The organism is Flavobacterium fontis (assembly GCF_900129405.1).
In the GTDB taxonomy this organism is placed as follows: domain Bacteria; phylum Bacteroidota; class Bacteroidia; order Flavobacteriales; family Flavobacteriaceae; genus Flavobacterium; species Flavobacterium fontis.
In genome coordinates, this window is the sequence record NZ_FQVQ01000002.1 from 153,490 (window position 1) to 166,155 (window position 12,666).

11 protein-coding genes are annotated in these 12,666 nt (G+C 43.2%); 4 read left to right on the plus strand and 7 right to left on the minus strand.

Annotated features, from left to right (window positions below):
* Positions 1-3 precede the first annotated feature (3 nt).
* The 7 genes from BUC17_RS02905 to BUC17_RS02940 all read right to left on the minus strand — a co-directional run bounded on the left by BUC17_RS02905 (position 4) and on the right by BUC17_RS02940 (position 8,650).
* Positions 4-2,781, minus strand: coding sequence for an outer membrane beta-barrel protein (locus BUC17_RS02905; RefSeq protein ID WP_073361429.1), 2,778 nt, complete (start codon positions 2,779-2,781; stop codon positions 4-6).
* A 125-nt stretch (positions 2,782-2,906) separates the two neighbouring features.
* On the minus strand, positions 2,907-4,568 hold the full coding sequence (locus tag BUC17_RS02910) for a tetratricopeptide repeat protein (RefSeq protein ID WP_073361431.1): 1,662 nt from the start codon (positions 4,566-4,568) through the stop codon (positions 2,907-2,909).
* A gap of 12 nt (positions 4,569-4,580) precedes the next feature.
* Positions 4,581-5,507: a PstS family phosphate ABC transporter substrate-binding protein gene (locus BUC17_RS02915; protein WP_073361434.1), complete on the minus strand. Its 927-nt coding sequence runs from the start codon at positions 5,505-5,507 to the stop codon at positions 4,581-4,583.
* Positions 5,508-5,748: 241 nt separating this feature from the next.
* Positions 5,749-6,555, minus strand: coding sequence for an energy transducer TonB (locus tag BUC17_RS02925; protein ID WP_073361438.1), 807 nt, complete (start codon positions 6,553-6,555; stop codon positions 5,749-5,751).
* Positions 6,556-6,583: 28 nt separating this feature from the next.
* A complete protein-coding gene (locus BUC17_RS02930; protein WP_073361440.1) occupies positions 6,584-7,150 on the minus strand; it encodes an ExbD/TolR family protein in 567 nt (188 codons plus the stop codon).
* 16 nt (positions 7,151-7,166) lie between these two features.
* On the minus strand, positions 7,167-7,796 hold the full coding sequence (locus BUC17_RS02935; protein ID WP_073361442.1) for an ExbD/TolR family protein: 630 nt from the start codon (positions 7,794-7,796) through the stop codon (positions 7,167-7,169).
* A 35-nt stretch (positions 7,797-7,831) separates the two neighbouring features.
* Complete coding sequence (locus tag BUC17_RS02940) at positions 7,832-8,650, minus strand: MotA/TolQ/ExbB proton channel family protein (protein ID WP_073361444.1); 819 nt, start codon at positions 8,648-8,650, stop codon at positions 7,832-7,834.
* Between the two features lie 376 nt (positions 8,651-9,026).
* On the opposite strand from BUC17_RS02940, the gene BUC17_RS02945 reads away from it, so the two are divergent.
* Genes BUC17_RS02945 through BUC17_RS02960 form a run of 4 tightly spaced genes read left to right on the plus strand, consistent with a single transcriptional unit; the run spans position 9,027 to position 12,544 of the window.
* Complete coding sequence (locus BUC17_RS02945) at positions 9,027-10,526, plus strand: helicase HerA-like domain-containing protein (protein ID WP_073361446.1); 1,500 nt, start codon at positions 9,027-9,029, stop codon at positions 10,524-10,526.
* Positions 10,527-10,895 carry a DMT family protein gene (locus BUC17_RS02950; protein ID WP_073361449.1) on the plus strand — a complete coding sequence of 123 codons (369 nt, stop codon included), beginning with the start codon at positions 10,527-10,529 and terminating at the stop codon, positions 10,893-10,895.
* Positions 10,896-10,901: 6 nt separating this feature from the next.
* Positions 10,902-12,185: a PKD domain-containing protein gene (locus BUC17_RS14285; RefSeq protein ID WP_073361451.1), complete on the plus strand. Its 1,284-nt coding sequence runs from the start codon at positions 10,902-10,904 to the stop codon at positions 12,183-12,185.
* Positions 12,182-12,544 (plus strand): cupin domain-containing protein, encoded by a 363-nt coding sequence (locus BUC17_RS02960; RefSeq protein WP_073361453.1) that lies wholly within the window; start codon positions 12,182-12,184, stop codon positions 12,542-12,544. Before BUC17_RS14285 ends, BUC17_RS02960 begins: the two co-directional genes overlap by 4 nt.
* Positions 12,545-12,666 lie beyond the last annotated feature (122 nt).

Below are 12,666 nucleotides of genomic sequence, written 5' to 3' on the forward strand. Positions count from 1 at the left end.
AATCTACCTCCTTTGACGACGGCCCTTTTGTTTTTCCTTATCCAATGGGGCTAACTTGTAGGTGAGCGAGAACATCACGTAACGGCGGAGCACTACATTTTCCTCATCGCGAATGGCTGTTGCCGTGATCGTACGGGTGGCGTTTTGATTTTGGTTCAACACATCATATACTTTTACTTTGGCGGTAAAGCGCTTTTGGTAAAAACTATAGGCCAAACTCGTATTCCACAAATAAAAATCCTTGCGAAAACCGTCGGCGATATTGGAGTTGTACGTGTACCCAAAATCGTTGCCAAATACCCAGTTGGTAGGCCAAAAGAGAGTGGTTTGCAGGTTCACGCGGTGCAAGTAATTGGTCGCTGCATTGACCACATAATTGGTGTACTCCGTAATGTTTCGGGTAAATTGATACGAGGGGTTGATGATCAATCGTTCACCGTATTCATAGGTAAAATTCACCCGTGGGTTCAAGGTCACCGTGCGGGCTTCAAAAGCGTTGCCGTCGGTAATCCCTTTACTGAGTCCGAAGTTCATCGCCCAGCGCAATTCGTACCGAAACTTGTGGGCCTCTTTTTTATAGGTTTTGTTCCAATACAAGCCCGTCCAACTGTTGTATGTCCCCGAAACATTGGTATAGGTCGTGGTCCGCTTCCGGCTGGCATCAAAAGTAGTCGCCGAAACAATCTGGTTAGGGTATACATTACCGCCTCCATAAAATCCGTAGCCCGAACGCGAAGCATAATCAAAATCGCGAAACGATACGTAAAAATAATGGCGTAGGGAAGCCTCCAAATTCGGGTTTCCTATCGTGGTATTCAACGGGTTGGCCAAATCCTCTACGGGCAACACCTGACTGCCCCGTGGGAGTTCGTTATCATACGAATATGTCGCCCAAATGTTCCGCGATTTGGAGAGGCGCAAATTCAACGTCGCTTCGACATAGGGTACAAAAAACGTGCGGTTGGTGGGAGTTGTAACGCCCAAATAATCCATAGATGCATTCAAGGTACTCCATTGCGGACCTACATTGAAAGACGCGTTCCACACCGATTTTTCCAAAACCAAACCCGTGGTGGGTCGAAACACTTGTTGCTTGGTGCGCATGGCATTGGTGAGTAAGGGATTGGCTTGCGTAAAATCATTGGTCACGGGATCAAATTCTTGGGAGTCGCGGCCGTTTTTTTCATTGGTAAACTCATGATAGACATTGTTTACCCACCGTAACGAGTCCTTTACGGGTTCGTAAAACTTCAAGTCGTACGAAAACTGATTCACCCGATTATAACTCGTATTGCGCTGGTTTCGCACATCGTCGGGTTGGCTATTTTGGTAAAAAAGCGTTTGCGAGTCCACAAGATTTTGGGCATCGTCTTGTTGATGCTCTTGGTAAAAAACGAGGGCTACATTGCGTCCTTTCCGACGAAATGACTTGGTAAATGTGGTGCTATTTTCAAAAGAGGTCGCCGTATTTTCGGAAATCGAAGATGCATTACTCTCGTTGAGCAATTGCGCCAAAGCATCCCGCGACTCTTGCCGAGAGACATTGGTGCTCTGACCCAAGGTACGACTCCATTTGGGTTCCATGACTACCGTAAACGTCGAATCAATCGCCCACTCGATATCGCCCGAAAAATTGTGCGCGGTAGCTACATTTTTATAGGAAGCTTCCGAGGCGGTTTCGTAATTCCCCGAGGGCAAAAAGTTGATTTGACGGGTGCGGCTGTTGTTGCGGGTATTGGCTTCACTAAAAAAATAACTCAAGGCAAGAGGACTGTCCTTACGCCATTCGTCGGCATAATTGACCCCTGCCAAATGGGATTGGGTGATGCCCGTATTACCCCCAAAACGTCGGCGGTTGACAAAAAACGAACCGTTGTCGCCCATCCAAACATTGGAATTGCGGCCTCCGCCCATATTGTCGAAGATTTCGTCCATTGAAAAGCCCGTTGCGTTGATGTTGTTGGACGAAGCCAAAACGCTTATCTTACGGTTGTTGTTGAAATAATTGACCAATCCACTGCTTTCGTAGCGGTTGCTCGAACCAGCCCCAGCCATCACTTTTCCAAACCAGCCTTTGTTTTTCTTCTCATCAATGGTAAGATTAATACTAGCATTGTTGGAGGCCGCAACGGCTCCTGTTTTTTCCTCTTGTTTGGTTTTGGTATCGGTGACTTGTACTTTGTTAATCATCGAGGAGGGTAAGTTTTGCAAAGCAATTTTTCCATCCCGATCAAAAAAGGGTTTCCCGTTAACGAGGATTTGATTGACTTCTTTCCCGTTGACGGTGATTTTTCCCTCGGCATCGATTTCAACACCGGGCAGTTGCTTGAGCAAGGCCTCTACATTGGCATCGGGCCGCACTTTGAAAGAGGCAGCGTTAAACTCAAGCGTATCTTTTTTGATCCGAATGGGCGGTGTCTCATTTTTGATTACCACTTCATCGAGTGTTTGCGCTGCGGGTTGGAGTCCGATTATCCCCAAATCTTGGGAAGTCATCAAATTCTTTATGGTTACTTTATAATCTTGATAGGCTACAAAGGAAATTTTCAAAATAACTGGGCCGTTGCTTTTTTTCAGGGCAAAATCAAAGGTTCCATTCTTTTGACTGATGGTGTATTCAATTACGGTAGAATCTTTGGGGTTGGTCAAATAAACGGTGGCCGATTCGATGGGCACGCGCGAATCTTGATCCACAATAGTTCCTTTAAGATGAATAGTTTTTTGGGCTGTTACCGTAACAAAACAAAAAATAAAGAGCAGGATAAACCAATTTTTAGGCATTGAGCGAGTGTAAAATACTAAAACGCGAATATCTTATTTTATTGTGAATAAGGCTCAGTAAATACCCATTTTAACACCATAAAAAAACCCGGAGATTATCCGGGTTTTGTAACGTTTCGTAAAAATTATTTCAATACTTTGAGCGACTCTGTAGCATACGCATTGGTAGGATCCAAGGCTAAGGTTTTGTTTAACAACTCTTTGGCTTTAGCTTTGTCGCTGTTGGCGTAGAAGGAAGCCATGTTGTTGTAGGCTTCGGTTACCTTCGCTTTATTTTTTGTGATTTCCTCAGGTCCTTTTGCAGCTAAGGCATCCAAGTATTTTTGATACGCCTCCGTCATAATATCGTCTTTGGTCATCACGCTGTTGATACGCGCTTTGTACAAATACGCCTCAGGATATTCGGGTTTGGCAGCAATCACATTGTCCATCGCTTTGTCGGCATTGGTTAACGCGGGTAGGTCAATGGATTTGACATCTTTTCCACGATTTACCGTGTGCACACACAATCCATAGTAAATGTTGTCTTCAAAGAAATTTTTGGAGGTGGTATTCAAAATAGCCGCTTCAAATACACCGGCAGCTACCCCGTACAACTTTTGTCCAAAATAGGCTTTTCCGATTTCGTTTAACCCGTTGGCCAAATTCATATCCATTTCTACCGCTTTCTTCAAATGGGCCACCCCTTGAGCTAACAAGGTAGCATCTACCGTTTTACCATCGGCCCCAATGGACTTTTTCACTTGCGCTAAGCCTAAGAAATAATAGTCGCCACCGATGATTTTGGTTGCTTTTCCAAGGAACTCCGTCAAGGCATTGATTGCTTCATCGGTATTGCCATTTTCGTAGGCAGCATACCCTAGGTAACGAAGAATACGTGGATTTACTTTATCCATTTTCTTCATCTCTAGCGCTTCTTTTTCCAATTCTTTGTACTCTTTGGCCAAGATTAAAAAGTCGGCATGACGCATACGGGAAGATAGCGAATAGTCGGTAAGACTCATGTACTTTTCGTAGTTGGACAACGCTTTGGCGATGTTTTCTTTATACGTTGCCGGTTTGTTGCTCGCCCATAAATAATAGGTTTCTGCCAATTCGCGGTACACGGGACCGTAGTTAGGATCGATGCTTACTACTTCGTCGTAGGCTTTCACCGCTTCGACATAGGCTTTGGCTCCTTTCAAAAGAACACCCAACTGCATTTTGGCACGAATCAAATTCTTATCCGTGTTGTACGCATCGCGATAAGATGAATAGGCATCGTTTTGATTTTTCAATCCATAATAGGCATCGCCCATGGCCAACTTTACATAGGCATCGTTGGGGTTCGCCAATTTAGCTTTTTCCAACACGGCAAGGGCAGCTTGATAATCGGGTTTGTCGGCATTCATATAAGCTTGCGCCACATAAATGTATTCTTCGACTTCTTTTTTGCGCATTCCTTGGGTAGCCAAGTCAAATTTTGCTTTGGCTGCGGCTGCATTTCCCGCTTCAAGATCCAACTGACCTAAACCGATGTTGTTGAATTTACCTCCTTCAGCGGCGGTTAATCCTTTATCAAACGTAATTTTGGCAGAGTCTTCCACACTTTGTTTAAGGTATACATTTCCTAAAAGGAAAGCGGCTTTACCGTCGGCGGGTTTGGACTTTATAATGGACTTTAAAATCGATTTTGCCTTATCATATTGTTCAGCATCAATAGCTTTCTTGGCCTGATCTAAGTCCTGCGCTTGTGTAATAGCAGTGGCAGCGAGAAAGGCTACGCTGAAAAATTTAATCGTGCTCATTGTTCTTTGTATTTAAATTTTTGTTTTTTCAATTTGTTTTCGGGTGACGATCTTGCGACCGGGTTCCCGTATGGGGGCAATCCCTGATTTTAATACGATTCGTTGCCCTTTGTCGCCAGCGATGAAGGATGCAAATCCGATGCCGAGACCTTCATACCCTTGACAATTGATGATGTACAAAACACGTGCCAAAGGGTAAGCATTCGTTCCCAGAGCTTCTTGCGTGGGGTAGGCAATAGACCCGTTGGCTTGTTGCACCCCTAATGTTTTTACTTTTTCGACCCAAGGTTGTAAGGCGGCATTGGGTTGAAATAGCCAATTGCTTCCTACCAAACCAATCATTCCTTCATGCTCGGCTACATATTGAATCACGGCTTGGGTATTTTTTTGCGAATATACGCCTTCGGAGGGCAATTGCGTTATACCGGCTTTCTCCATCATATACCGTACAGTTCCCGAATTGGGATTGTCAAAAACGAGGCCTTTCAGCGTTTTATTTTTTCCTTGTAAAAATCCGAGGAGCGTTTCCAAATTCACTACCGTATCAAGGGTTTTGACATTCCCAATCAAAGCCACACCATCGAGCGCAAACGGAGTCGTTCGGGGCACTATGCGTTGTGCTTTGAGAAATTTAGTTTCGTTGGCGTTTAGTTTTCGGGAGAGAATGGCTATGCCTGATTTGGCTTCCGATAACTTTTTGATTACGGAAACTTCTGATGAGGGTTCCAAGGTGAGCGTGGCTTCATACGTGGTTTGAAACACCAACTGTTGGTCTTCAACAATAGGCAACAACGACTCGTCAACCCATAAGGTGGCTTTCCCACGGAGAATGGTGTCTTTTTGGTTTTCGGAGGAATTGGGCTTACAAGAAATGAAAAACCCCAACGTTCCAAAAAACGCCACCATTACATACGGTAAGATTGCATAAACTCTTTTCATGACTCCTCAGTCGGTTCGGACGAATTAAAGAAACGCAGGAAACGAAAGAAGGCGTACACGATAAGTAGTCCTCCAAACATCAAGCGGTAATTGTCGTCCATGTTTAAGGGAATCTTCTTCCAGAAAATGATCATTAACCCTAATGTTAAATAAATCAAAAAAAACAAGATTCCCATAAATAGAAGAAATCGCTCTTTAAGCGATTTCTTCTTGTATTGCATTACCCATTTCGAAAGCATGCTTATTCTTCTGGGGTTTCAATTTTAATTGGAATTTGGTACGAACAACGAACGCGTTTTCCGTTTTGTTCCGCGGGTGTCCATTTTGGACTCTTACGCAACACACGCTCGGCTTCTTTCCCTGTTCCGTAACCGATATCGCGTAATACTTTGATGTCGGTAAGCGATCCGTCTTTCTCCACGACGAAAGAAACAAATACTTGTCCTTTTAATCCTGGCTCGTCGGGCGCTTGGTAATTGTTTTTAATGAAGTTGTAGAACTTCGCAATACCGCCAGGGAATTCAGGTTTTACTTCAATCCCTGCTGAGTTGTAGATGTTGTTGTCTTCTTCTACTACCTCTTGCTGTACAGGACCATTTCCTGGGGGTTCAACACGCAATTCCGCATTCGGATCCCCTTTGATATCCTCTTTCCCCAAGTTTTTATCCTTGATTTCTTCAATCTTCGGGGGTTCTTCGGTTACTTCTTCCGTTTTGGCCACTACCGGCTTCACAAATTTCACTTGATCCACTTTTGGAGGTGGTGGCGGTGGTGGCGGTAAGTTTTCTTTCGGTTTTTCCTCTTTGGGCGGCATTTTTACCGTGGTAATTTTAGTATCGATGGTAGCCGAATCGTCTTCAGTTGCTGAACTAATAAACTCAGCAATCTTGGGCGTGGCTACAGCAATAGAAAAAATCACTGCTCCGATGATAAAAGCGCGCAAGTTGGTATTTCCGTCTTTGATACGTAAATCGTAAGCACCATAACTCTTGTTACGTCCTTCGAAAACGATATCCAACCATTGTCTTTTTAATAAGTCAAGTTTCATACGTTATACTTTTGTACTACAAGAGTGGTTATTTTTTATTCAATTTATCAGCCAACGCTTTTTCTTCCGGAGAAAAATCGTTTACAATCGCATAGGTAGGTACCGAGCAGATTGCCATTTCATCTAAGATATCCACCAAGTTGCGGTAGGTAGACTCTTTGGTTGGTTTGATAATCACAATCAACCCTTTGTCTTTGTTTCCAGTAACTTGTGGTACTGACTCAACACGCTTCAAGATTTCCTTACGGATACCTTCGCGACCGTGAGTAGTTTGGGTAGGCTTCCCTCCTGCTTCAGGAGATTCTAACAACCCGTGAAACCATTCAATTTTGTTGTCATCGCCCAAAATGATAGTCATGGTGCGACGTTGGTCCACTTTAATATCTTTCTCTTTGGTTTTGTCCTCTTCTTTATCGGGCAATCCCAAATCCATCGCCTGTGGTTTTGACAAGGTGGTCGTCAACATAAAGAAGGTAATTAAAAGGAACGCCAAGTCCACCATAGCCGTTAAGTCTACTTTGGAGTTTTGTTTTTTACTGCGTACCTTACCACTCCCTTTTTTGCCGCCACCGTCGTTGGTATTTAATTCAGCCATTTCTTATGTATTGGGATTAATAGTTTTTACCACGAAGACCCGTAACCAGATTGAAACTGTTTACTTTTTGTTTCTGAAGCTCATCCATCACTTGTTTAATACGTGGATATTGCTCTTCTGCATCGCCTTTGATTGCAAAATTCAACTGCTCGTTTTGCACGTCGATATTTGCTTGGCGTGACGTATAAATCCAGTCTCTCAACTGATTATTCTTATTATCATCAATCGTATCGTGTGGAATACCCGGTTGTACCCCTTGTTTATTACGATCCGATCCTTTCATAGCGATCAATTGTTTCAATCCTTCGATCGGAACACCAAATTCATCAATCAAGCTGAATTCTTGGATTTCGTTCTCTGTGAATTGAATACCATATTTAGCGCCCATTAACTCGAGGGTTTTTTTGCGAACTTCTTTCCCTTTGATTCCGTAAAACACTTTGTCTTTTCCACCGATGGTAATGATGGCTAAGTTTTCTTCCGGTAACTTGGATTGTACCGTTGAATTAGGTGTTTCTACTTGAAGCGGTTCCGGGTTTTTAGCGGTAGCCGTAAGGATAAAGAATGTAAGCAAAAGGAACGCCACGTCACACATCGCCGTCATATCAATCGACGTTGCTTTTTTGGACATTTTTACTTTTGCCATAATATCTCTTTTACTTTATTATAGGTTACCCTAAATTATTTCAAGCTTCCTTTCATTTTACGGTACTGGTTTACGATAGCAGTACCTGCCTCATCGATAGAATACGTTAATGTATCGATTTTTGACGTAAACAAGTTGTACGTTACAATAGAAAGCGCCGAAGTAGAAATCCCTGTTGCCGTGTTGATCAATGCTTCAGAGATACCGTTTGCCAACATCGCTTGGTCAGGAGTACCTGCTGTTGCTAATGCCGCGAACGCTTTGATCATCCCCGTTACAGTTCCCAAAAGACCTGCTAAGGTTCCTAACGATACTAAAGTTGATAGGATGGTCATGTTTTTCTCTAACATTGGCATCTCTAAAGACGTAGCTTCTTCGATTTCTTTGTGGATCATCTCAGCTGCTTCTTCGCTTGAGAAACCTTCTTTTTTCACATCTTGGTATTTTACCAAAGCTGCACGAATTGCATTGGCTACAGATCCTTGTTGTTTGTCACAAGCCGCGATAGCGTCATCAATATTTCCTTGTGCGATGCTTGATTGTACATTACGTAAGTAGGCATCTAAATTACCTTTACCCGCTGCTTTTGTGATTACGAAGTAACGCTCAAATGAGAATACAATCACCATCAACAACAATCCCATCAATACGGGTACGATTGGTCCCCCTTTGTAAACCATTGCTAAGTAGTTTCCGGGTAGTGGATGCCCTTCATTGGTTCCTCCTTCGAAGTTAGATCCCGCACCCATGATGAACTGCCATACAATCCATCCTACGAAAATACATAATACAATTACAATTGCGGAGAAATAGTTACCTCCATTTGACCCTTTAGCGTTTTTTGCGTTTGCCATTTTTTTAAAAATTTTTAGTTTTTAATAATTTATAAGCTATTAGTTGTAAATAAACTTGAATTGGAGCAAATTTAATTTTTTACTTCAAAAAAAAAAACTTTTTTGGGCTTTTATAACATTCTACCAAATCGAGACAAAGAACCCCATAAACTTAAATAAATAGAGGATTTTGCTAAGGATTTGACAATAATTACTTTAATTTTATTATTCGTAACATTCGCTTAACATTGTAAAAACGATGAATTACTGCCCTTTAGTATTTAAAAGAGGGAGAAAATGGAATTTAGGTTGGAAAAAATGCGAAAAATTCATCGATTTGCTTCTTTTCATGCATAAAAAAAAGGGTATCTTAGCCTAACACTAAATTATTTGCACTATGCCTTCAAAATCAGGTTTTTTAGAGACGATACAAAAGGGCTACACCTTTTCGGGCGCACAACTAGTACTTGGAGCCGCGCAATGGGAAGGGACCGTCTTTCCCGAAACTCCCGTGGCACTTCCGTTGAAAACGATGAATCGTCATGGACTCATCGCAGGAGCCACCGGTACCGGAAAAACCAAAACAATTCAAGTTTTATCTGAGCAATTATCGGCCCAAGGAATACCGGTCGTCATGATGGATATTAAAGGGGATTTTTCAGGAATTGCGCAACCGGGTACCGAAGCACCTTTTATCACGGAGCGTCATACCAAAATTGGAATCCCTTACACACCCAACGCTTTCCCGGTAGAATTGATGACATTATCGGCCCAAGATGGCGTTCGACTACGGGCAACGATTTCGGAGTTTGGCCCCGTTTTGTTTTCGCGAATTTTGGAACTGAACGATACACAGGCGAGTGTGATGGCCGTACTCTTTAAATATTGTGACGATCGGCAACTGCCGCTTTTGGATTTGAACGATTTAAAAAAAGTTTTACACTACATCACCGAAGAGGGCAAAGAAGACATTGCGGCTGAATATGGAAAAATTGCCACCGCTACTACGGGAACAATTTTGCGGAAGATCATTGCCCTTGAACAACAAGGGGGTGATTTATTTTTTGGGGAATTGTCATTTGACATTGAAGATTTTTTACGGGTTGATGAAAAGGGCCGCGGGTATGTCAATATTATTCGCTTGACCGATATTCAGGATAAACCCAAGTTATTTTCGACCTTTATGCTCAGTCTTTTGGCTGAAATCTATCAGAAAATGCCGGAACGTGGCGATATTGAACAACCCGAATTGATAGTGTTTATCGATGAAGCCCATTTGATTTTTGACCAAGCGAGTCAGGCGTTGCTCGACCAAATAGAGACGATCATAAAACTGATACGGTCGAAAGGCATCGGTATTTATTTTATTACGCAAAATCCGATGGACATTCCCAAAGGAGTTTTGGCGCAATTGGGGTTAAAAATTCAACATGCTTTACGCGCCTTCACAGCCAACGATCGCAAGGCTATCAAAGAAACAGCAGCGAATTATCCTGAAAGCGATTTTTACGATACCGCTACCCTACTGACTTCGTTGGGGATAGGAGAAGCATTGGTTACGGCGCTTAATGAAAAAGGGATTCCTACTCCCTTAGCGTCCACCGTTCTTCGAGCGCCTGAGAGTCGTATGAATATTTTGGAGGAAGCCGAGATTGCGGCATTAAATGCGCAATCCAAACTGGTCAAAAAATACCAAGAAACCTTAGATCGGGAAAGCGCTTACGAAATCCTAAATCAAAAAATAACCGCTGCTGTGGAAGCGGCCCCTGCTCCTGAACCGGAAGCATCGTCTGGACCCACACTAGGCGAATCCATTGGGAAATCAGTCACCAAAGTGGTTACAAGTCCAAGTTTTATTCGAGGTGTTTTTGGCGTGTTAATGAAAATGTTTAAATAAATGCGCGGCGGAATTACCCTACTTTTATTGCTCTTGTCCAATGTATTTATGACCTTGGCTTGGTATGGGCATTTGAAATTTAAAGAGTTGAAATGGTTTGAAAATGCTGGGATTTTTACGATTATCCTTTTGAGTTGGGGCTTGGCATTTTTTGAATATTGCTTTCAAGTTCCTGCCAATAAACTTGGCTATGAGGGCAATGGTGGGCCCTTTACACTGCTCCAATTGAAAGTGATGCAAGAAGTGATCACCTTGGTGGTTTTTGTATTGTTTTCGCTCCTGTTTTTCAAAAATGAGAGTTTGCGGTGGAATCATTTCGTAGGCTTTACTTTTTTGATTTTGGCCGTTTATTTCATTTTTAAAAAGTAAAACCACATGAGAAAAAAACGATTACACGTTGGCTTAACGTCCTTTTTGATAGTGCTGTTTTGGGGCGGTTTGCTTCCCCCGCTTTGGGGACAATCCCTTACGAAGCGCGTCTTATTTTTAGGTAATAGTTATACCAACACCAACAATTTACCCGGATTGATTGCCAGTGCAGCCCAATCGATAAATGATGTTTTGATTCATGATAGTCACACCCCAGGTGGCTTTCGATTCTCAGACCATGTAAGCAATGCTACCTCGTTGGCAAAAATTGCACAAGGCACTTGGGATTTCGTAGTGTTACAAGAACAAAGTCAGCTCCCCTCCTTTCCTATCAACCAAGTCAATGCGCTGGTATTTCCGTATGCAGAAGATTTAAACACCTTAATTACCAGCCAAAACCCGTGCGCAGAAACCGTATTTTATATGACTTGGGGCCGACAAAACGGAGATAGTCAAAACTGTGCGGCAAATCCCCCCGTGTGCACCTATGCGGGTATGGACGATTTGTTGCGGGAGCGGTATATGACAATGGCGACCAATGAAGCGGCTATCGTATCGCCTGTAGGAGCGGTTTGGCGTTACCTTCGCACGAATCATCCCAACCTCAACTTGTATAGTGCCGACGGGAGTCACCCTTCGCTGTTGGGATCGTATGCTGCGGCCTGTACCTTTTACACCACCCTTTTTCGCAAAGACCCCACGCTTATCAGTTTTGAATCGACTCTTTCGCCTACCGACGCGCAGCTGATTAAACTGGCGGTAAAAACGGTGGTTTACAATCAGTTTCCTACTTGGTTTATTGGGACTTATGACCCTATGGCTGCATTTACCTTTACGAATCCAACGGGAACCAATGTTCAGTTTTTCAATCAATCGACAGGTGCAACGAGTTATTTATGGGATTTTGGGGATGGCACGACCGCTACAACAGCACAACCTACGCACACCTATACACAAAATGGGATATACACGGTCACCTTGACGGTAACGCATTGTGGAGTCACTTCTGTCATGCAACAAGTCATTAATACCGCGGTATTGCATCTTTCGCCTCAGCACCCGTTACAAGCTGGGGTAGAAGTGAGTCCGAATCCCGTTACGACCACTTTATCCCTTCAAAGTAATGCATTGATTGAACACCTAAAAGTCTATGACGCGTCGGGACGATTGGTTCAAGTTTTCAGTGGAAATCTGACTTCGGTCGATTGTTCGTCTTGGGCACCTGGCATGTATTTGCTCTCGGTGGCCACTCCAGATGGAAATTACACCCAAAAAATTATCAAGTTATGAAAAAGTATCATATTCAAACCACCCCTTTTGTGGTTCCCACTACCGATGGCAAGTTAATCGAAGAGCATCACGGTCGTGTAGCGACGCAGAACGAGGCCATTTCGATTGCCCATATGATTGCACCGCCGCATTGGAGCGAACCTTTTCAGACGCCCGAATTTGAAGAATACACCTATATTATATCAGGGAAAAAACAATTTATCATCGAGGGAGAAACGGTAATTTTGTCTGCGGGTCAATCCATTCGTATTGTCGCAAACACTCGGGTTCAATATTCCAATCCGTTTGAGGAACCCTGTGAGTATATTTCGGTTTGTCGTCCGGCTTTTGATTTTACTAAAGTGCATCGCGAGGAATAAGGGCGTGTTTTGCGCGAGGGGTGGCAACGGAAATCCTTGGCGTAGGTACGGAGCCAAGATTGCAGTGAACGACCCGACCCCGACAGGGATTTTGTGATATGGCTAAAAAACAGCATTCGGGG